Raw genomic sequence first — 20,956 nt, 5'->3', positions numbered from 1 at the left:
CCCCTCATCCCGAGGCCGCGCCGCTTTCGGCGCGGCCTGCCGGGACGACCTCCACCCGATTGCGACCTTCGCGCTTGGCCCGATAGAGGGCCCGGTCGACACCGGTGACGAAGGCGTCCACCTCCGACGCCCCATCCGGGACCACCTCCCCCACGCCCACACTGATCGTGACGCGCCCGAAAACCGGTGACCCGGCGTGCACCATCGCCGCCTCCGCCACGCGGCGTCGGCAGCGCTCGGCGATGACCCGTGCCGCCGCGACTGTGGTATCCGGCAGTAACAGCACGAACTCCTCACCGCCGTAACGCGCCAGCAACTCCCCCGGACAGGCCTCGCTCAAGAGTGTCGCGACCCGACGCAGACAGTCGTCGCCGGCCAGGTGGCCGTAGTGGTCGTTGTACTGCTTGAAATGATCGATATCCATGAGCACCAGCGACAGCGGGCGCGCCTTGCGTCGCGCCACCGCCCACTCCCGCGCCAGGGTGCTGTCGTACATCCGCCGATTGGCGATCTCGGTGAGTCCATCCTGGTAGGAGAGCGTCTCCAGGCGACGCTGCAGGTCGAGCCGTTCCTGCTCGCCGAGCTTGCGCTCGTGGATGTCGAACATGAAACCGACCAGCGCCTCCACCTCGCCCTGGGCATCCCGTACCACGTGCACCACGTCGCGCACCCAGCGATACTCACCGCCGGCGGTCAACGCTCGATAGTCGGCTTCGTGGTCATTGCCGGCCCGCGATTGCGCCACACAGTAGTCGATCACCCAGTCGCGATCTTCGGGATGCATGCGCTCGGCCCAGTCCTCGATGGTTTCCCAGCTGTCAACGGGCCAGCCCAGCAACTCGGCGATCTGGGGGCCGATATAGGTGAAACGCAGGCTTTCCCAGTCAATGCGCCAGGGAATCGCCCGGGTCGACTCGAGCAGCGCCCGGTAGATGTCCGTGTCGCCGCGCAGAGGGGCTTGCGGATCGACGCTGGCCGACCGCTCGGACGGCCCGGCTGCGCCGGACACCGGCGCGCTGGCCGCGACCTCGCCACGCGCCCGCCGATACAGCGTCAGCAGGGCCGTCGGCTCGTCGTAGCGAATCCGCAGACCCCGCCGCAGATCGCGACGCATCAGACGCCGCATGGTCGACAAAACGTCTGCCGGGAAGGTCTCCGCCGGATAGCCGGTGACCTCGGCCAGACGCCCGGCGAGCACCCCGCTGTCGCTGACCAGCGGGCAGAGCCGGTAACGATAGCGCCCGCCGATCCGTTCCGGCGGCAGGTCCATGAAACGCCCGCTGCGTTGACGGAAGTCGCTCAGCGGCAGTCGGTAGGCATTGTCACCGATGATCGGCCAGTCGACCGGCGGGTCGCCATCGAGCCCCTTGCGCAGCGAACGGGTGAGCGGCAGCAGGCGCTCGAGCCGGAAGCGCGTCTCGAGGTGGCGGTTGCCCAGGCGCACCAGATTGGCGATCAGCTCGCTGGACGAGGCATGACCGATGACGGCGGCCTGCTTGGACAACGCGCCCCACACCCCGTCGGCGCCGTGGAGCAGGGCCTCGATGGCTGCGGCATTTTCCACGCCGGCGCCGGCATGCAAGTGCACCAGCAGCTTGAGCGGCGGCGGCGTGAACGCCCGGGCCATGGTCACGAAGGCAGCGATCTGGAACGGCAGGTAGGTGCCGCGACAATCCTCGAAGCTGACACCCTCGATGGGCTGCTCGGCGAGCAGCGCGAACAACCGGCACATCGCCTCGGGATCGACGGCGAAACCGTCGCAACCATCGATGAGGTTGATGATGATACGCGGCGCGGCGCCGGCCTCACCGGCGACGTTGGCCTGCAACCAGGCGATCGATGCCGTCAGCCGGGCCTCGAGCGCCGCCAGTTGGTCCGCGCTCTGGCGAGCGCGCCAGCCCAGCGAGAGCTGGTGCAGCGTATTGGGGACCGCATAGTCACGCAGCTTGCACTGGGAATGGTCCGGCACGAAGACACCGGCCGCGTCGAACGTGCCGACCTGGGTGAAGGCGAAGCAGCCACGGCGATCGATCCCCTGGTCGCGCAGGTGGATCATGAAGTCGTCGTCGACCGTCGGCTCGTCGGGCATCGCATAGTCCAGGGTGCCCAGCAGGATGTCGTCGAAGCCGAACTGGCGCAGCCGCGCCAGGGTGGCCAACTTGGCATCGAGGGTCTGCCCGCGGCTGGCGCCGACGGCATTCTCGCGAAGCGACAAGTCGATGAAGCAGGGTCGGATATCGCGCAACCGAGCCAGCCTGGCGGCCATCTCGTCCTGCACGGCGTGCAGCCGCGCGTAGCGCTCGGCGAAATCGCTCATGGGAGAAGACCCGGGCGTGACGGAGACACATCCGACCATAAGCCCGCCCCCCGAGCTTGTCGACAGCCCGAAGGGTCGGCCCTTCAACGCAAGCCGGCGTCACACGAAGCCCACGACCTCGTGCGGGACATAGGGCGCCTCGAGCCGCTCGATCTCGTCGGCCGCGAGAGACACGTCGAGCGCGCCCAGCGCCTGATCGAGATGATGCGACTTGCTGGCGCCGACGATCGGTGCCGTGATTCCCGGCTTGTGCAGCAGCCAGGCCAGCGCCACCTGGGCCGGCGAGACGCCCTTTTCCGTCGCGAGTGCCTGCAGCGCCTCGATCACCGGCCGATCGCGCTCCAGCCCCAGCTTCCAGTTGCGCATCTGCTCGTCGCTCCTGGCCCGGGTGGTCTCGCCCTCGCCGCCGACCGGCTTGCTGCCGGCGAGAATGCCGCGCGCCAGAGGACTCCAGGGAATCACGCCCACGCCCTGGTCGATGCACTGCGGGATCATCTCCCGCTCCTCCTCGCGATAGATCAGGTTGACCATCGGCTGCATGGTCGAGAACGGCGTCCAGCCGTTCTCGCGGGCGACGCGCTGCGCCTTGGCGAACTGCCAGGCGTGCATGCTCGACGCCCCGAGGTAGAGCGCCTTGCCGGAGCACACCACCTCGTGGAGCGCTTCCATGGTCTCCTCGATCGGCGTGTCGTAATCCCAGCGGTGGGTCTGGTAGAGGTCGACGTAATCCATGCCCAGCCGCTCGAGCGAGGCGTCGATGGCGTGGCGAATGTGCTTCTTCGACAGCCCGCGCTCGTTGGGGCCCTTGTCGCCGGTGGGGTTGTAGACCTTGGTGGCGACGACGACCGCCTCGCGCCGGGCGAAGTCCCGCAGCGCGCGGCCCACCACCCGCTCCGACTCGCCGTCGGAGTACATGTCGGCGGTGTCGAAGAAGTTGATCCCCGCCTCCAGCGCCCGCTCGATGAACGGCCGGCTCCGGGCGTCGTCGAGCACCCAGTCCCGCCACTGCGGGGTCCCGTAGGTCATGGTGCCCAGGCACAGCGGCGATACCTTGAGTCCGGTCGTTCCCAGGCGACGATAGTCCATGATGTCACTCCGTCTCGATTGATAGGCCCTTAACCATAGCAGGCAAACGGAAGTGACGACCGACCGAGCCACGCCGTCGAGCCACTGCGCGGACCGAGCCTCCTCCTGCCCCTCCCTGCCATCGTCACGCGATGGCCCGTCAGGCCAGCGCCTGCTCCAGTACCCGGGCAACGTGCAATGCCTCGCGTTGCGCACCATCCCGGATCTGGTGGCGACAACTGGTGCCGTCGGCCACCACCAGCTCGTCCTCCCCGGCGTCGCGAATCGCCGGCAGCAACGCCAGCTCGGCCATCTGCATCGAGGCCGCGTAATGCTCGCGCTCGTAGCCGAAGCTGCCGGCCATGCCACAGCACGACGACTCGATGGTCGTGACCTCCAGGTCGGGGATCCAGCCCAGCACGGTCTCCACCGGGCGCAGCGCGTCGAAGGCCTTCTGGTGACAATGGCCGTGCAGCCAGGCGCGTTGCGTCCCGAGTGGCTTGAGGTCCAGCGTCAGGCGACCGGCGTCGTGCTCACGAACCAGAAACTCCTCGAACAGCAGCGCCGCTTCGGCGAGCGCCCTGGCCTCTTCCCCGTAGCCGTAGCCGAGGAACTCATCGCGCAGGGTGAGCAGGCACGACGGCTCGAGCCCGACGATGGCGGCACCGCGTTCGACGTGGGGCATCAGATGATCGAGCGTGCGTCGCGCCTCGGCCTTGGCCTTGGCGACCTGGCCGGCGGCCAGATAGGTGCGACCGCAGCACAGCGGCCGCTGGCCGGGCGGGTTGTTGAGATGCACGCGGTAGCCGGCGGCGGTGAGCACGCGGTGCGCCGCCGCGGCATTGGCCGCTTCCATATAATTGTTGAAGGTGTCGACGAACAGTACGACCTCGCCCACCGTCGTCGACGCGCCGGGCGCCGCCAGGGCACGACGCAGGTAGTCATCACCGAAGGCCGGTAACGAGCGTGCCTCGGCCAGCCCCAGCGAGCGCTTGACCCAGCGGGAGAGCGGCGTGAAACGCTCGACGCCATTGAGCAACGGCGCCAGTCGGCTGGCATAGGGGGCATAGCGCGGCATCTCGGCGACTATCCGCTCCCGCCATGCCAGCGGGTGGGTCTCGGCGCGCGCGGCGCGCGCCTCGATCTTGAATCGGGCCATGTCGACCCCGGTCGGGCAGTCGCGCTTGCAGCCCTTGCAGGACACACACAGATCGAGCGCTTCCTTGACGGCGTCGCTGGCCAGCCCCGCCTCGCCGAGCTGACCGGAGAGGGTCAGACGCAGGGTATTGGCGCGGCCACGGGTAAGGTGCTGTTCGTCACGGGTGATGCGATAGCTCGGACACATGGTGCCGGCATCGAACTTGCGGCAGTGGCCGTTGTTGTTGCACATCTCCACGGCCTTGGCGAGGCCGCCGGTCGGGTCGCCACCGCTGCCGGGCGCGCTCTGCTCGCCACTCAGCGGGTCGCGCTCGACGTCCCAGGGCGACCAGTCGAGCACCGGCGTGAGCGGGATCGTCCGGTAGTCCCGGGGAAAGCGGAAATGACGATCGTCGTCCATCCGCGGGGTATCGACGATCTTGTTGGGGTTGAACAGGTTGTCGGGATCGAAGAGCTGCTTGACCTCCTTGAAGGCGGCATTGAGCGCGGACCCGAACTGCCAGGCGATCCACTCGCCCCGGCAGATGCCGTCGCCGTGCTCGCCGGAGTAGGCGCCCTTGTACTCGCGTACCAGGGCCGAGGCCTCCTCGGCGATGGCGCGCATCTTCCCGGCGCCGTCGCGACGCATGTCGAGAATCGGCCGCACGTGCAAGGTGCCGACGCTGGCATGGGCGTACCAGGTGCCCTCGGTGCCGTGCTTGTGGAACACCTGGGTCAGCTTGTCGGTGTATTCGGCGAGATGCTCGAGCGGGACCGCGCAATCCTCGATGAACGACACCGGCTTGCCGTCGCCCTTCATGCTCATCATGATGTTGAGCCCCGCCTTGCGCACGTTCCACAGCGCCTTCTGCTCGGCGGCCCCGGGCATGTCGACCACGCAGTCGGGCAGGCCCAGATCGGCCATCAACTCGTTGAGCCGACGCAGGGCATCGAGCAGCGGCTCGCGCTCCTGCCCCGAGAACTCGACCAGCAGCACCGCTTCCGGCTTGCCGATCAGCGCCTTCTCGATCACCGGCCGGAACGCCGGATTCTCCAGCGACAAATCGATCATGGTGCGATCGACCAGCTCCACCGCCGATGGCGCCAGCGTGACGATGTGCTGGGTCAGGTCCATCGCCTGATAGAAGGTCGGGAAATTGACCACGCCCAGCACCTTGTGCTCGGGCAGCGGCTCGAGCCTGAGCGTGATCCGCCGCGTCAGTGCCAGCGTGCCCTCCGAGCCGATCAGCAGATGAGCAAGGTTGGCCCGACCCCGCGGGTCGTAGGGCCGCTCGTTCTGGCAGTCGAACAGATCCAGGTTATAACCCGCGACCCGGCGCAGCACCTTGGGGAAGTGTTCGCGAATATTGGCCTTCTCGCGCTCGGCGATCGTCCATACCCGCTGGGCGATGGATTGCAGCGGGTCGCCGCCGGGAAGTTCGTCGAGATAGCCGAACGAGGCCGCCGTACCGTCGGCGAGCAGCGCGTCGATGCCCAGCACGTTGTGCACCATGTTGCCGTACTTGATCGAGCGCGAGCCGCAGGAGTTGTTGCCGGCCATGCCGCCGAGGGTGCACTGGGCGCTGGTCGAGACGTCGACCGGAAACCACAGGCCGTAGGGCTTGAGCCAGGCATTGAGGTGATCGAGGACGATCCCCGGCTCGACCACCACGCTGCGCCGCACCTCGTCGAACTCGACGACGCCGTTGAGCCAGCGGCTGGTGTCCAGCACCAGCGCCTCGCCCACCGTCTGGCCACACTGACTGGTCCCGGCGCCACGCGGCAGGATCGGCACGCCGGCGTCGCGGGCGATGTCCAGCGCCGTCGCCAGGTCCTGCTGATGACGCGGCACGACCACGCCCACCGGGGTGATCTGATAGATCGAGGCATCGGTCGAATAGCGCCCGCGCGACGCCTCGTCGAAGAGCACGTCGCCGGCGATCTCGCGCCCGAGGCGCTCGGCCAGCTCGGAAACGGGCTTGATCCGGGCGTCACGCGAGCCCCGGGCCTGGACGGTGGTGCTGGATAACGACGTCATCGCTTCCCCTCCTTCTCGACGGTTCGACGGTTCGACGGTTCGTCGGGCCGAGATCATTGCGCGGCGTTGCGCGGATGGGCGGCGAAATACTCGAGCGCCGCCTGGACGCCGCTGCCCGAGAGCTCGACGCCGGCCAGCTTGAGCCCGGCCTCGCAGCCGCCCAGGGTGGCGATCAGCGTCAGATCGTTGCAGTCGCCGAGGTGGCCGATGCGGAACATCCGCCCCTTGGCCTTGCCCAGGCCGGTCCCCAGCGACAGGTCGAAGCGCTCGTAGATCGTGCGGCGCACCGCGTCGGCGTCCACGCCTTCGGGCACCACGACCCCGGTCAGCACCGGTGAATACACCGCCGGGTCCCGGCACTGCACCTCCAGCCCCCAGGCCTCGACCGCGCTACGCACCCCGGCGGCCCAGCGCCGGTGCCGGGCGAAGACATTGTCGAGCCCCTCGTCGAGCAGCATGTCCAGCGCCTCGTTGAGCCCGTAGAGCAGATTGGTGCTCGGGGTATAGGGCCAGTAGCCGGTCGTGTTGGCCTCGAGGACCTCGTCCCAGGCCCAGAAGCTCTTGGGCAGGCGTGCCTCGCGGCTGGCGGCGATCGCCTTGTCGGACACGGCATTGAAGCTGATCCCGGGCGGCAGCATCAGCCCCTTCTGCGACCCGGAGATGGTCACGTCGACGCCCCACTCGTCGTGCCGATAGTCGGCGCTGGCGAGCCCCGAGATGGTATCGACCAGCAGCAGCGCCGGGTGCCCGGCGGCATCGATCGCCCGGCGTACCGCGGCGATGTCGCTGGTAACCCCGGTGGAGGTCTCGTTGTGGACTACGCAGACCGCCTTGATGGCGTGCTCACCATCCTCCGCGAGGCGCGCCTGGATCATCTCGGCCTGGACGCCGCACCGCCAGCCTTCGTAGCCCGGCAGGCCGATGAACTCGGGCTCCAACCCCAGGCGGAGCGCCATCTTCTGCCATAGCGTGGCGAAGTGCCCGGTCTCGTACATCAACACCCGGTCGCCCGGCGACAGGGTGTTGACCAGCGCCGCCTCCCAGGCACCCGTGCCGGAGGCGGGATAGATCACCACCGGGTTGTCGGTCTTGAAGACCCGCTTGACCTTGCCCAGCAATTCCAGGCCCAGGGCACCGAACTCCGGGCCGCGATGGTCGATGGTGGGCAGGCTCATGGCGCGCAGGATGCGATCCGGCACCGGCGACGGGCCGGGGATCTGCAGGAAGTGACGGCCGGAGGGATGGAAGTCGAGATTGAGCATCGGAAATCTCCGTCAGCGATCTTGTGATTCTTGATAATGAATTTTGAATTCAATAATCGGCACCCGTTGACCTCACGGGCGCCGGCTCAGCGAATGCAGCCCTCGCGGCGCAGCGCCTCGACCTCGTCGCGTCCCATGCCCAGCCCGGCGAGGATCTCATCGGTATGCTGGGCGAACAGCGGCGCCGGGCGGCGGATCTGCGATGGCGTGCGCGAGAACTTGCTGGGAAAGCCGATCGTCTTCATGGGACCGATCACCGGGTGTTCCATCTCCTGGACCATGCCCCGCGCCAGATAGTGCTCGTCCTGCATCGCCTGGGCGAAGTCGTTGATCGGCCCGGCCGGCACCCCGGCGCTGTCGCAGCGTTCTAGCCAGTGGGCCATGTCGTGGCCGGCGAGGATGTCCTCGAGCAGCGTCTCGAGTTCCTCGACGTTGGCCCCCCGGTCGCTGTTGGTGAGAAAGCGGGTATCGTCGATCAGTGCGGGGCGTTCGATCACGTTCTCGCAGAAGCGCTCCCAGGTTCGCTGGTTGGCGCAACCCAGCATGATGTAGCCGTCACGGGTCTTGACCGCCTGGTAGGGTGCCGAGACGCGATGCCGCCAGCCGGTGGGCTCGGGTACCCGCCCCTCGGCGAAATAGGCCGCCGCCTCCCAGGTAAACCACGGCAGGCCGCATTCGGTGATGGCGATGTCGATGTGCTGTCCTTCGCCACTCTTCATCTTGTGCACGTAGGCTGCCAGGATCGAATACACGGCGGTGATCCCGGCGCCGATGTCGTAGACGGCGATGCCGGTCTTCAGCGGCCGTCGCCCCTTCTCGCCGGTCATCGACATCAGCCCGGTCATGCCCTGGGCGACCAGGTCGAAACCGCCGCGATGGCTGTAGGGGCCGCTCTGGCCGTAGCCGGAGATCGAGCAGTAGATGATGCCGGGGTTGATCACGCTGACAGTGTCGTAGTCGATGCCCAGGGATTTCGTCACCCCGGGGCGGTAGTTCTCGACGATGACGTCGGCCTCCCGGGCCAGGCGATGGAAGATTTCCCGCGCGCGGTCGTCCTTGAGGTTCAGGGAAATGCTCTGCTTGTTGCGATTGATCTGCGAGAAGCAGGTCGACTCGTCGTTGACGTAGGGGCCCATCTGGCGACTGTCGTCGCCGCCGTTGGCCTTCTCGATCTTGATCACCTCGGCACCCATGTCGCCCAGTACCATGGTGCAGTAGGGGCCGGCCATGATCTGCGAGATGTCGAGTATCTTCAGTCCATCCAGGGGAAGCATGCGGCGTCTCCTCCGCGAATCGTCAGGGGAATCATTCACCGGTCCACTCGAACGGGGTCTTGTTGACGAACTTGTCGACCGCCGCCCTGAAGTCCCGGCTGGTGTAGCAGGTGCGCACCCAGTCGTCGCCGGCATCCGCCGGCATCCGTCGATGTTCCTGAACGCGCTTGATGAGCTGCTTGGCGGCCTGCACGGTGAGCGGCGCGCGGCGCCTGAACGCCGCCGCCCTGTCGGCCACTTCGGCCTCGATGGCCTCGGCCTCGAAGACGCCGTTGACCAGACCGATCGCCTCGGCCTGCGGCGCCTCGACCAGCCTGGCGGTCATCAGGATCTCCTTGGTCAGCGGGATGCCGACGATGTCCATGAAGCGCGAGACGTTAGTCACCGACAGGCAGTTGCCGAGGGTTTGGGCGATCGGCACGCCGAACTTGAGATCGGGGGTGGCATAGCGGAAATCGCAAGCCAGCGCGATGGCCGCCCCGCCACCCACGCAGAAGCCCTCGATCAGTGCGATGGTCGGCTTGGCGATTCCCTCCAGGGCGCCGAGGATGGCGTCGATGCGCCGCTCGTATTGCACGCCGTCCTCGGGGGCGTCGAAATCGGCGAACTGCTTGATGTCGGTACCGGCGACGAAGGCCTCGCCGCCACAGCCGTGGAAAACCACGGCATGCACCGTGTCGTCGACATCGACCTCGGCGCAGATCGCTGCCAGGGCGTCGTACATTTCCCAGGTCATGGCGTTGCGGCTCGCCGGGCGGTCGAAGCCCACCCAGGCCACGCCGTCGCGCTCCTGGTACTCGACCCGGCCGCGCTTGTCGTCCGTCATGGGGTTACCTCTCGGTTGTCGGTCATGCGCGGGCGCCATGCCCCCGCGGTCTCGTCGGTCAACGGTATTCAGCCGTAGATCAGATGCACCAGTGCCAGGGCAAAGGCCGGGATATAGGTGTTGATCAGCAGCACCGCCAGCAGCACGCCCAGGAAGCACAGGTTGGTCCGGGTGGTCGCCCAGATGTCCGAGCGGGCGATCGAGCATGAGGCGATCAGCACGCTCGCCACCGGCGGGGTCTGCTGGCCGATCGCCAGATTGAGGGTAACGATCAAGCCGAAATGCAGCGGATCGATGCCCACCGCGGTGACCAGCGGCAACACGATCGGCACTACCAGGATGATCGCCGCCGCGGAGTGCAGGAAGACGCCGATGATCAGCAGCACGATGTTGAGCAACGCCAGGATCAGATACTTGTTGTCGGTGAGCTGACTGATCGACTGAGCGAGATGCTGCGGGATCTGGCTTTCGGTCAGGAACATCCCCACCACCGCGGAGCTCGCCACCAGCAGCATCACCACCGCCGTCTGCACGCCGGCGTCGAGGCACGCCTTGTAGAAGATCTTGAGGCTGAACTCGCGATACACCACCGAGCTGATGAAGATCGCCACGATCACCGCCAGCGCCGCGCCCTCGGTGGCGGTGACGATACCGCCGAAGATGCCGCCGAGGATGATCACCGGGATCAGCAACGCCCAGATGGCCCCCTTGAACGCCTCCCACAGCCGCTTGGCCTGGAAGCGACCTTCCGAGGGAAAATTGTTGCGCTTGGCCAGGTAGTAGCACATCGCGGCCAGGCCCAGGGCGCCGAGCAGGCCCGGGAAGATGCCGGCGACGAACATCTTGACCACCGACTCGCCGGACATCACCGCGTAGAGGATCATCGGAATCGACGGCGGCAGGATGATCGCCAGGCTGGCGGCGGACGAGGAGATCGCCGCCGAGAACTCCTTGGTATAGCCCTTCTTCTTCATTGCCGGAATCAGCAGACTGCCGATCGCCGAGACGCCGGCCACCGCCGACCCGGAGATCTCGGCGAAGAAGATCGAGGCGCCGATGGTGACCATCGACAGCCCACCCTTGATGAAGCCGACCATCGCCGAGGCGAGATCGATCAGGCGGCGCGAGATGCTCGAGGCGTTCATGATCGCCCCGGCAAGGATGAACAGTGGAATCGCGATCAGCGGGAACTTGGTCGCCCCGTCGAACATCACCAGCCCGACGTTGGGCAGCGCCAGGGTGCCGTAATTCATCACCGTGGCGAAGGTGCCGATGATGCCCAGCGCGATCGCCACCGGCACGTTGATCAGAATCAGCAGGATCAGGCCTGCAAACATGGCCAGAATGGTCATCGTTGTTCTCCTAGTTGCGCGCCATTCGGCGATCGCCGTGCTCGTCGCCCGGTGGCACCGCTTCGGCATCGGCCGATTCGCGGGCGTTATCGGCGTCCAGGCCGGCTTCTTCCAGCTCGTGATCGATGAACCCTTCACCCCGGGCACTGGCGATCACCTCGGGCAGGCGCAGCAGTTCGGAGACGACGAACAGCGCCGCCCCGATGGGAATCGCCGACTGGGTCAACTGCAGCGAGACGTCAGGGAGGCTGACGAGGTTTTCGCCGTCGAGAATCAACACCACCTGATAGCCGGTGTAGCCCAGCAGCACGAAGAAGCCGATCGTGAAGACCTCGGCGACCAGCGCGATGGGCAGGCGAACGGCCGGCGGGAAGGCGTTGATGACGCTGGGGCAGGCGATGTGCGCGCCCTTGGCGGCGGCCAGCGCGGCGCCATAGTAGGTCAGCCAGGCCAATCCCACCGAGGCCACCTCGCCGTACCAGCTGAACGGCGAGCCCAGCACGCGGGACAGAAAGCCGACGCTGACCACCAGCGCCAGTGCCACCACGTTGATCACCACCACCAGTTCGAGAAACTTGGAATAGACCGTCTTGATTCGGGATAGGGAAGTCATTGCCGGCTCCAGAAGCGTTCGGGCAGTCGCATCGCATCATTGGCCCCCGCGACCGTGATCACGGGGGCCATCCATCCCCGATCAGCCATCGCTACGCAGCTGCTCGACGCGATCGAGCATCTCCTGTCCGCCATCCACCTCGTTGGCGAACTTCTCGTAGATGTAGCCGGAATTGTCGATGAACGACTGGGTATCGACCTCGTTGACCTGCATTCCCGCCTCTTTCATCTTGGCGAGCAGCTCATCGTCCAGTTGAGCGCCCTGCTCGAGCGCATAGTCCTCGACCTCCTCGGCCGAGGCCGTGAGCACCTCGCGAACGTGCTCGGGCAAGCGGTTCCAGCTCGCCCCGGCCAGCACATAGGCCGGCGTATAGACGTGGTTGGAGATCGACAGGTACTTCTGCACTTCCTGGAAGCGTTGCGAATAGATCTGCACCAGCGGGTTTTCCTGGCCATCCATCGCACCGGTCTGCAGGGCGACGAACACCTCGGAGAGCGGCATGGGCGCCGGATTGGCGCCGTAACTCTTGAACATCGCCACGCGCCATTCGCCGTTTGGCGTGCGCAGCTTGATGCCCTGGAGATCCTCGGGCGTGTCGATCGGTCGCTCGTTGTTGGTGATCTGGCGGAAGCCGTTCTCCCAGACGCCGATCACTCGATAGCCCTTGCGCTCGGCCGCCGGGTAGAGCTTGGGCCGCACCACCGCGTCGCGCACCTTCTTCATGTGCTCGCGATCCTGGATCAGGTAGGGCATTTCGAACAGCGAGAATTCCGGTGCAACGCTGCTCATGATCGACGATGGCAGGGCCAGATCGACCGTGCCCAGCTTGAGCTTCCTGAGCAATTGCGAGTCGTTGCCCAGTTGGCTCGAGCCATAGGGGACGACTTGTGCCTCGCCCTCGAGCTTGGCATTGGCGATTTCCGCGAACCGGTTGACGCTCTTCTCGAACAGTGACCCCGGCGCACCGACGTGACCGAACTTGATGGTGATCTCGTCGGCCTGGGCGTTCTGCACTCCGAAGGCGAGCACCGAGGCGAGCAAGGCTGTTTTCAAGGCTTTCATATTGAACTCCGCTGCTTCGTTGTTTTTATAGGCATGGAGAACCGCCCTTCGAATCGATCGCATCAGTCAGTGGCGGTCCGGCTGCCTACCCGGATTCGTTCATTGTCGTTTGGCGTTGTCGTTGCGCCGGGACACCGGTCGATGCTCCCGGTTGGCGTGCTCCCGAAGCGGAAGGCGTCGAGACTCATCAAAGATGGATACATAATTCAAAATTAGAAATTATGCTTTGGTCGCAGCAAGAAACCCGAAGTGGAATTTTTAAATCTTAAAAATCAAAACCTTGGAAACATACCAAAGTGCGGCACCATGCGATGCCCGGCTGGCAAGGACAGAGAAGAAACCACGCTAGAGCAAGCCGGCCACGACCGGCTCGCCCCCCCTCAGGCCGGCGCAATACCCGGCGTCAGGCCGGCCTGGCGAATGCCGGCCATGGCGGCGCTTTCGTCCTCATCGGAGGAGGCTCCGCTGACCCCCACGGCACCGATCACCTCGCTGTCGGCATCGAGGATCAACACCCCACCGGCCACGGGCACGAACCGCCCGTCGGCCGCCGCCGCGACGGCGGCCAGAAAGGCCGGACGTTCGACGTTGCGCTCGCCCACCACCCGGCTCGCCACGCCGTTGCCCAGCGCGGCATGGGCCTTGCCGCGGGCCACGTCGAAGCGTAGCGGGGCGCAGCCATCCTCACGCTCGGCGGCGATCACGTGGCCGCCGCCGTCCAGCACCACCGCGGTCAGCGGTTCCATCTCGCGGCGCCGCGCCTCGGCGAAGGCGCCGTCGAGCATGTTCCGGGCCTGCTGGCGGGTGACGACGACCCGCGTGCGATACACCTTGCCTGCCATGATTCCTCCTGATGTGCGACGATGAGTGGATAGCTTGCCCTTTTTTTGAATTCATAATACTTTTTGAACACTGTCAACGCGAAACGCCTCCTGCCAATGACGGCCACCGTCTCGCTTTCCCCGTTATCCGAGTCGTCACGCAGGCGGCAATGCCGACGAGAGAGCCGCCCATGGAAAAGATCCAGCACAGAAATCTCTATCGGGAAGTCGCCGATCGCATCAGGGAACTCATCGAACAGGGCGCCCTGACTCCCGGTGAGCGGATCTCCGAAAAACAGCTTTGCGAGAAGTTCGGCGTGTCACGGACACCGCTCCGCGAGGCACTGAAGGTGCTCACCTCGGAGGGACTGGTCGAGATTCTGCCCAATCGCGGCGCACGCGTGACCCGCCTGACGCTGCAGAAGGTCAAGGACACCTACGGGGTGATGGCGGCGCTCGAGGGGCTGTCCGGCGAGCTGGCCTGCCAGAACATCAGCGATGCCCAGGTCGAAGCGGTCCGCCGGCTCCACGACCGGATGCTCGAGCATTACCGCAACAACGAGCTGCAGGACTACTTCAAGGTCAACCAGCAGATTCACGAACGCATCCTCGAAGCCTCCGGCAACGAGGTGCTGATCGAGATGTACAACAACCTCAGTCAGCGTGTGAAGCGGGTGCGCTACACCGCCGAGATGAGCGACGAATACTGGCGCCAGGCGGTCAGCGAGCACGAGGAGATGATCAAGGCGCTGATCAAGCGTGACGGCAAATGGCTGGGCCAGATCCTCCGCGAGCACCTGTGCCACAAGCTGGAGGCCAAGTCGCTGACCGGCCTCGTCGAGGAGGAGCGCCAGGCCGTCGGCTGAGCGCTGGTCGGCCGGAGCCGAGGCGCTGCCGGCCTCGACTCACTCCCAGGCCTCGAGACGCATCGCCGAGCGCTCCAGCCGTTCGTCCTCGGCCTCGATCTCGCGCAGGTTGTCGCCGATGCTCGCCAGATGATCGAGGGCCGCCTGCCTAGCGGCCTCGGGGTCTTGATCGATGACGGCGTGGAACAGCCGCTCGTGCTGGCGATTGATCTGCTCGCGCGGCCCCGGCCGGTGATAGAGGTTCTTGACCGAGGCGAACACCGAACTCAACAGCAGGTCGGTGAGCCCCTGCAGGGTGTAGACCAGCACCGGGTTGTGCGAGGCCTCGCAGATTGCCCGATGGAAGGCGTGATCGAAGCGTGCCAGGCGCTCGGCATCGATCGCCGCCGTGCTCGCCGTGTAGTCGACCATCGCCTCGAAGTGCCGGGTGATCATCACCCGATCCGCCGGCGTGCCGCGCAGGGCGGCGAGCCTGGCCGACTCGCCCTCGAGCAGGGTGCGCACCTCGAGCAGGTCGTAGAGGGTTCGCGGGTGATCGCGAAACAGGTGCATCAGGGGGCTGTCGTCGTGGCGTGGCAGCAGTTGCGTCACCCGCGACCCCCGGCCCTGGCGGGTCTCGATGATGCCCTTGCCGCGCAACACGCGCAGCCCCTCTCGCAGCGAGGCGCGCGACACGCCGAGTCGGTCGCAGAGCCGCCGCTCGGAAGGCAGCAGCTCACCGGGACGCACCACGCCGTCGAGGATCAGTTCCTCCAGTCTGGCGGCGACCACGTCCGCCATGCGCCGATTGTCCGGCTGTGTGGAATAGTCGACCATCGCTTTACTCCCCCGAATACCAGCGTCCCCGTCATGCCCTTAACTGCCGCCACCAGAAGCCCCAAAAGCACTCATTGAAATACTGGAATCCACTTCCATAAATTAGACCAATTACTGGTCAGACCAGCATACCAAAAACTGGACAGGGGCAACGAGAACGCTCAGATTGAATGCCATACTCACGTCGGGAGGCCCGGCGTGGGCCCGTGACTGCCGGCCAACCATTGCGCCGGCCCGCTGAGCGGAGAGTGACCATGAACATTCTCTATGACGAGCGGCTCGACGGCGCCCTGGAACGCGTCGACAAGACCGCCGTCCTGAACGACCTGCAGCAGGCGCTGCCCGACATGACCCTGCTGCACCGCGAGGAGGACCTGCGCCCCTTCGAATGCGACGGGCTGTCGGCCTACCGCGTGCTGCCCATGCTGGTCGCCATGCCCCACACCCTGGCCCAGGTCGAGACCCTGATGCGACGCTGCTTCGAACTGGGCGTGCCCGTGGTGACCCGCGGTGCCGGCACCGGGCTGTCGGGCGGCGCCCTGCCGCTGAAACAGGGCGTGCTGCTGGTGATGTCGCGCTTCGCGCGGATCCTCGAGGTCGATCCCAACGCCCGTATCGCCCGCGTCCAGCCCGGCGTGCGCAACCTGGCGATCTCCCAGGCGGCCGCCCCCCATGGGCTCTACTACGCCCCCGATCCCTCGTCGCAGATCGCCTGCTCGATCGGCGGCAACGTCGCCGAGAACGCCGGCGGCGTGCACTGCCTCAAGTACGGCCTGACCGTGCACAACGTGCTGCGCGTCGAGGTGATCACCATCGAGGGCGAGCGCATGACACTGGGCTCGGAGGCCTTCGACGCCCCTGGTTTCGACCTGCTGGCGCTGTTCACCGGCTCCGAGGGCATGCTCGGCGTGATCACCGAGATCACCGTCAAGCTGCTGCCCAAGCCGGAAAGCGCCAAGGTGCTGATGGCCAGCTTCGACGACGTCGAGAAGGCCGGCAAGGCGGTCGGCGACATCATCGCCGCCGGCATCGTGCCCGGCGGGCTGGAAATGATGGACAAGCTCGCCATCCGCGCCGCCGAGGACTTCGTCAAGGCCGGCTACCCCACCGAGGCCGAGGCGATCCTGCTCTGCGAACTCGACGGCGTCGAGGCCGACGTCGACGACGACTGCGCCACCGTGCGCGACGTGCTCGAGGCCGCCGGCGCCACCGCCATCGAACAGGCCCGCGACGACGCCGAGCGCGCCCGCTTCTGGGCCGGGCGCAAGAATGCCTTCCCCGCGGTGGGCCGCATGTCACCGGACTACTACTGCATGGACGGCACCATCCCGCGCCGCGAGCTGCCCCGGGTGCTGATGGGCATCGCCCGGCTCTCCGAGGAGTCAGGCCTGGCGGTGGCCAACGTCTTCCACGCCGGCGACGGCAACATGCACCCGTTGATCCTGTTCGATGCCAACAAGCCCGGCGAGCTGGAACTGGCCGAGGACGTCGGCGGCAGGATCCTCGAACTGTGCGTCGCGGCCGGCGGCAGCATCACCGGCGAGCACGGCGTGGGTCGCGAGAAGATCAACCAGATGTGCAGCCAGTTCCAGCCCGACGAGTTGAGCGTCTTTCACGCGGTCAAGTCGGCCTTCGACGCCCGCCGCCTGCTCAACCCCGGCAAGAACATCCCCACACTGGCCCGCTGCGCCGAGTTCGGTGCCATGCACGTGCACAACGGCGAACTGCCGCACCCGGACCTTCCGCGCTTCTGAGGAACGATCATGACCCAGCCACATCACGAACAGGACGCCCATCCCGTTCATGGCGAGCGCGGCCAGGACATCGCCGATCGGTTGTGCGATCGGGTCCGTCGCGCCGACGCCGAGGGCACGCCGCTGAAGATCGTCGGCGGCGACACCAAGGCCTTCTACGGCCGTCCGGTGGAGGGCGAGACACTGTCGCTGGCCGACCACCGCGGCATCACCCACTACGACCCGGTCGAGCTGGTGGTCACGGTACGCGCCGGCACACCGCTCGCCGAGCTCGAGACCGCCCTCGACGCCGAGGACCAGCGCCTGGCCTTCGAGCCGCCCCACTTCGGTGCGAGTGCCACCGTCGGCGGCACGGTCGCCTGCGGCCTCTCCGGGCCGCGTCGCCCCTGGGCCGGGGCGGTACGCGATTTCGTGCTCGGTGCGCGGGTGATCAGCCATGACGGCAAGCCACTGCGCTTCGGTGGCGAAGTCATGAAGAACGTCGCCGGCTACGACCTGTCGCGGCTGATGACCGGCGCCCAGGGCACCCTCGGCGTGCTGACCGAGATCTCGTTCAAGGTCCTGCCCAAGCCCGCGGCGACGCGCAGCCTGCGCCTGACGATGAACCTGGAGAGCGCCCTCGAGCGTCTCGCCGAGTGGGGCCGCCAGCCGCTACCGCTGAGCGCCGCCGCCTGGTACGACGGCGCCCTGCTCCTGCGTCTGGAAGGCGGCAACAGCTCGGTGGCCGCCACCGCCGAACGCCTCGGTGGCGACGCGCTGGATACCGATTTCTGGCGCACGCTGCGCGAGCAGCGCCTGGCGTTCTTCACCGATGACGCTCGCCCGCTGTGGCGACTTTCGCTGCCCAACGACATGCCGGCGCTCGCCCTCGATGGCCAGGTGCTCTACGACTGGGGCGGCGCCCAGCGCTGGCTGAAGAGCGATGCCGACGCCGAGACCATCCGCGAGGCGGCGGCCCGCGCCGGCGGGCACGCCACCTGTTTCACACCGCACGCCGAGGGGGGCGCCGAATCGCCCTTCACACCGCTCTCGCCGGTACTCGCCAAGTACCACCGTCAGCTCAAGGCCAAGCTGGATCCCAACGGCATCTTCAACCCCGGCCGGCTCTACGAGGCCCTTTGACATGCAGACCCAGTTCACCGACGCCGATCTCCAGAAGCCGCACATCCGCGAGGCCGACCGTGTCCTGCGCAACTGCGTGCACTGCGGCTTCTGCAACGCCACCTGCCCCACCTATCAACTGCTCGGCGACGAGCGGGACGGGCCGCGGGGGCGCATCTACCTGATGAAGGAGCTGCTGGAGAGCCGCGACGACGACGATCAGGTCACCAGAGAGACCCAGCTTCATCTGGATCGCTGTCTGACCTGTCGCAACTGCGAGACCACTTGCCCCTCCGGCGTGGAGTACCACAAGCTGCTCGACATCGGCCGTGCCGAGGTCGACCGCCGCGTCGGGCGCACGCCCAAGGAACGTGTACTCCACCTGGGGCTGCGCAAGGCACTGGTCGACCCGCGTCGCTTCAAGGCCCTGCTGGCGCTGGGCCAGACCTTCCGCCCGCTGGTCCCCGGCACCCTGCGCGACAAGCTGCCGGCGCGTCCGGTCGATCCGGGCGCGCGCCCGGACGGCCGGCAACACGCCCGGCAGATGCTGATCCTCGAGGGCTGCGTGCAGCCGGGGCTGTCGCCCAACACCAACGCCGCCACCGCGCGGGTACTCGACCGCCTGGGCATCGGCCTGACGCCGGCCCCCCAGGCCGGCTGCTGCGGCGCCATCGACTATCATCTCAACGCCCAGGAGGCCGGTCGCGCACGCATGCGCGCCAACATCGACGCCTGGTGGCCGGCGATCGAGAACGGCGTCGAAGCGATCGTCCAGACCGCCAGCGGCTGCGGCGCCTTCGTCAAGGAGTACCGCGACATGCTCGCCGACGATCCGGCCTACGCCGAGAAGGCCGAACGGGTCAGCGCTCTGGCCAGGGACCTGTCCGAGATCCTGCGCGACGAGGACCTCGACGCCCTCGACGTCAGCAAAAGCCGGCGCCTGGCCTTCCACTGCCCCTGCACCCTGCAGCACGCTCAGCGGCTCGGGGGTAGCGTCGAGGGCGTTCTCGCGCGCCTAGGCTTCGAGCTGACCCCGGTACAGGACGCGCACCTGTGCTGCGGTTCCGCCGGCACCTACTCGGTGACCCAGCCGGAACTCGCCACCCAGTTGCGCGACAACAAGCTCGACAACCTGGAAGCCGGCAACCCGGAATTGATCGTTACCGCCAACATCGGCTGCCAGACGCACCTTGGCGGTGCCGGCAGGACGCCGGTGAGGCATTGGATCGAGATCGTCGACGAGGCCCTGGAAAAACACTGAAAAGCTGCTGCGCGCCGCATCTCGCGCGCGACGCTTTACAGCGCTTTTCCTTCAAGTAGTCAGTCATTTGGACGCCAGTTAAGTGAAAACTAAAGGAGAACCACCATGCAGAGCAAAGCCGTACTCGAACTCCAGGACGTCAACACCATCCTCGACGCTGCCCAGCAGGAAGCCGAGGCCAACCAGTGGGCGGTGACCATCGCCGTGGCCGACGATGGCGGTCATCTGCTGGGCCTGCGCCGCCTGGATGGCGCGCCGCCGTTCTCCGCCGGCATAGCCAGCGAGAAGGCGCGTAACGCCGCCATCGGCCGCAAGGAGACCCAGGTCTTCGAGGAAATGATCAACAACGGCCGCATCGCCTTCACTACCGCGCCGATGCAGGCGCTGCTGTCCGGCGGCGTGCCGGTCATCAAGGACGGCCAGGTGATCGCCAGCGTCGGCGTCTCCGGCGTCAAGCCCGACCAGGACGTACAGGTCGCCAAGGCCGGTGTCGGCGCCATCGGCTGACGACAAGCGCCAGCCCAAGCCCCCCCATCAAGCCCTCTATAGTGAAGGCACTCATCGCGTTCCGACGAGGAGACCGATCATGACCGACCGCATCACCCGCCACCGCCTCAAGGTGGCCGCCGACCTCGACCGCTTCATCACCGACGAGGCCCTGCCCGGCACCGGCGTCGACCCCGAGGCCTTCTGGGCCGGCGTCGACGCCCTGGTCCATGACCTCGCGCCGACCAACCGCGACCTGCTCGCCGAGCGCGAGCGCCTGCAGGGCGAACTCGACGCCTGGCACAAGGCCCATCCCGGCGCGGTGCGCGACCCGGCCGCCTACCAGGCGTTCCTGCGCGAGCAGGGTTATCTCGCCGCCGACCCGGGCGAGGTGCGCGTCACCACCACCGACGTCGACGCCGAGATCGCCGTGCAGGCCGGTCCGCAGCTGGTGGTGCCGGTCAACAACGCCCGCTACGCGCTCAACGCCGCCAACGCCCGCTGGGGCAGCCTCTACGACGCCCTCTACGGCAGCGACGTGATCCCCGAGACCGACGGCGCCGAGAAGGGCACCGCCTACAACCCCAAGCGCGGCGAGAAGGTCATCGCCTACGCCCGCGAGGTGCTCGACGAGGCCGCCCCGCTCGCCGAGGGCTACCATCGCGAGGCCACCGGCTACGCGATCCGCGACGGCAAGCTGGTCATCAGCCGCGGCACCGGCCGCGAGACCGGCCTGGCGCGCCCCGACCAGCTGGTCGGCTACCGCGGCGACGCCGCCGCCCCCGAGGCGGTGCTGCTCGCCCATCACGGCCTGCACCTGGAGATCCAGATCGACGCCGGCCACCCCATCGGCCAGACCGACCCGGCCCACGTCAAGGACCTGCTCGTCGAGGCCGCGGTGACCA

General features: G+C 67.0%; 17 protein-coding genes. 6 read left to right on the top strand and 11 right to left on the bottom strand.

Annotated elements, in window-relative coordinates:
* Positions 1-4: 4 nt before the first annotated feature.
* The 10 genes from D0901_RS21120 to D0901_RS13000 form a co-directional block, all read right to left on the bottom strand.
* Entirely contained in the window at positions 5-2,317 is a 2,313-nt protein-coding gene (locus tag D0901_RS21120) for a diguanylate cyclase (RefSeq protein WP_203234869.1), read from the bottom strand.
* 99 nt (positions 2,318-2,416) lie between these two features.
* Entirely contained in the window at positions 2,417-3,403 is a 987-nt protein-coding gene (locus D0901_RS13040; RefSeq protein WP_129140740.1) for an aldo/keto reductase, read from the bottom strand.
* Positions 3,404-3,542: 139 nt separating this feature from the next.
* On the bottom strand, positions 3,543-6,557 hold the full coding sequence (locus tag D0901_RS13035) for an FAD-binding and (Fe-S)-binding domain-containing protein (protein ID WP_129140739.1): 3,015 nt from the start codon (positions 6,555-6,557) through the stop codon (positions 3,543-3,545).
* A gap of 53 nt (positions 6,558-6,610) precedes the next feature.
* Positions 6,611-7,819, bottom strand: a complete 1,209-nt coding sequence (locus tag D0901_RS13030) for a pyridoxal-phosphate-dependent aminotransferase family protein (protein WP_129140738.1) — start codon at positions 7,817-7,819, stop codon at positions 6,611-6,613.
* Between the two features lie 86 nt (positions 7,820-7,905).
* Positions 7,906-9,093: a CaiB/BaiF CoA transferase family protein gene (locus tag D0901_RS13025; RefSeq protein WP_129140737.1), complete on the bottom strand. Its 1,188-nt coding sequence runs from the start codon at positions 9,091-9,093 to the stop codon at positions 7,906-7,908.
* Between the two features lie 31 nt (positions 9,094-9,124).
* Complete coding sequence (locus D0901_RS13020) at positions 9,125-9,919, bottom strand: enoyl-CoA hydratase (RefSeq protein WP_129140736.1); 795 nt, start codon at positions 9,917-9,919, stop codon at positions 9,125-9,127.
* Between the two features lie 68 nt (positions 9,920-9,987).
* A complete protein-coding gene (locus D0901_RS13015; protein ID WP_203234868.1) occupies positions 9,988-11,271 on the bottom strand; it encodes a TRAP transporter large permease in 1,284 nt (427 codons plus the stop codon).
* A gap of 10 nt (positions 11,272-11,281) precedes the next feature.
* Positions 11,282-11,884 (bottom strand): TRAP transporter small permease, encoded by a 603-nt coding sequence (locus D0901_RS13010; RefSeq protein WP_129140735.1) that lies wholly within the window; start codon positions 11,882-11,884, stop codon positions 11,282-11,284.
* Positions 11,885-11,965: 81 nt separating this feature from the next.
* The gene (locus tag D0901_RS13005) at positions 11,966-12,946 is read right to left on the bottom strand and encodes a TRAP transporter substrate-binding protein (RefSeq protein ID WP_129140734.1); all 981 of its coding nucleotides are present in this window, start codon (positions 12,944-12,946) and stop codon (positions 11,966-11,968) included.
* A gap of 380 nt (positions 12,947-13,326) precedes the next feature.
* The gene (locus D0901_RS13000; RefSeq protein WP_129140733.1) at positions 13,327-13,788 is read right to left on the bottom strand and encodes a GlcG/HbpS family heme-binding protein; all 462 of its coding nucleotides are present in this window, start codon (positions 13,786-13,788) and stop codon (positions 13,327-13,329) included.
* A 170-nt stretch (positions 13,789-13,958) separates the two neighbouring features.
* Here D0901_RS13000 and D0901_RS12995 point away from each other — a divergent pair, with 170 nt between their 5' ends.
* Positions 13,959-14,633: a GntR family transcriptional regulator gene (locus tag D0901_RS12995; RefSeq protein ID WP_129140732.1), complete on the top strand. Its 675-nt coding sequence runs from the start codon at positions 13,959-13,961 to the stop codon at positions 14,631-14,633.
* Between the two features lie 39 nt (positions 14,634-14,672).
* On the opposite strand, the gene glcC is transcribed toward D0901_RS12995, so the two are convergent.
* On the bottom strand, positions 14,673-15,449 hold the full coding sequence (glcC, locus tag D0901_RS12990) for a transcriptional regulator GlcC (RefSeq protein ID WP_129140731.1): 777 nt from the start codon (positions 15,447-15,449) through the stop codon (positions 14,673-14,675).
* 254 nt (positions 15,450-15,703) lie between these two features.
* On the opposite strand from glcC, the gene glcD reads away from it, so the two are divergent.
* From glcD to D0901_RS12965, 5 genes are all read left to right on the top strand, one after another.
* Positions 15,704-17,203, top strand: a complete 1,500-nt coding sequence (gene glcD / locus D0901_RS12985; RefSeq protein ID WP_129140730.1) for a glycolate oxidase subunit GlcD — start codon at positions 15,704-15,706, stop codon at positions 17,201-17,203.
* A 9-nt stretch (positions 17,204-17,212) separates the two neighbouring features.
* Positions 17,213-18,325 (top strand): glycolate oxidase subunit GlcE, encoded by a 1,113-nt coding sequence (gene glcE, locus D0901_RS12980; RefSeq protein ID WP_129140729.1) that lies wholly within the window; start codon positions 17,213-17,215, stop codon positions 18,323-18,325.
* 1 nt (position 18,326) lies between these two features.
* Complete coding sequence (gene glcF / locus D0901_RS12975) at positions 18,327-19,565, top strand: glycolate oxidase subunit GlcF (RefSeq protein WP_129140728.1); 1,239 nt, start codon at positions 18,327-18,329, stop codon at positions 19,563-19,565.
* 105 nt (positions 19,566-19,670) lie between these two features.
* Positions 19,671-20,072 carry a heme-binding protein gene (locus D0901_RS12970; RefSeq protein ID WP_129140727.1) on the top strand — a complete coding sequence of 134 codons (402 nt, stop codon included), beginning with the start codon at positions 19,671-19,673 and terminating at the stop codon, positions 20,070-20,072.
* Positions 20,073-20,151: 79 nt separating this feature from the next.
* On the top strand, positions 20,152-20,956 hold an 805-nt coding region (locus D0901_RS12965; protein ID WP_482194152.1), incomplete at its 3' end, for an aldolase/citrate lyase/malate synthase family protein.

It is taken from the genome of Modicisalibacter coralii, from assembly GCF_004117855.1.
Lineage (GTDB): Bacteria > Pseudomonadota > Gammaproteobacteria > Pseudomonadales > Halomonadaceae > Modicisalibacter > Modicisalibacter coralii.
The sequence above is the reverse complement of the archived record's forward strand: the minus strand, read 5'-3'. Positions and strand labels throughout refer to the sequence as shown.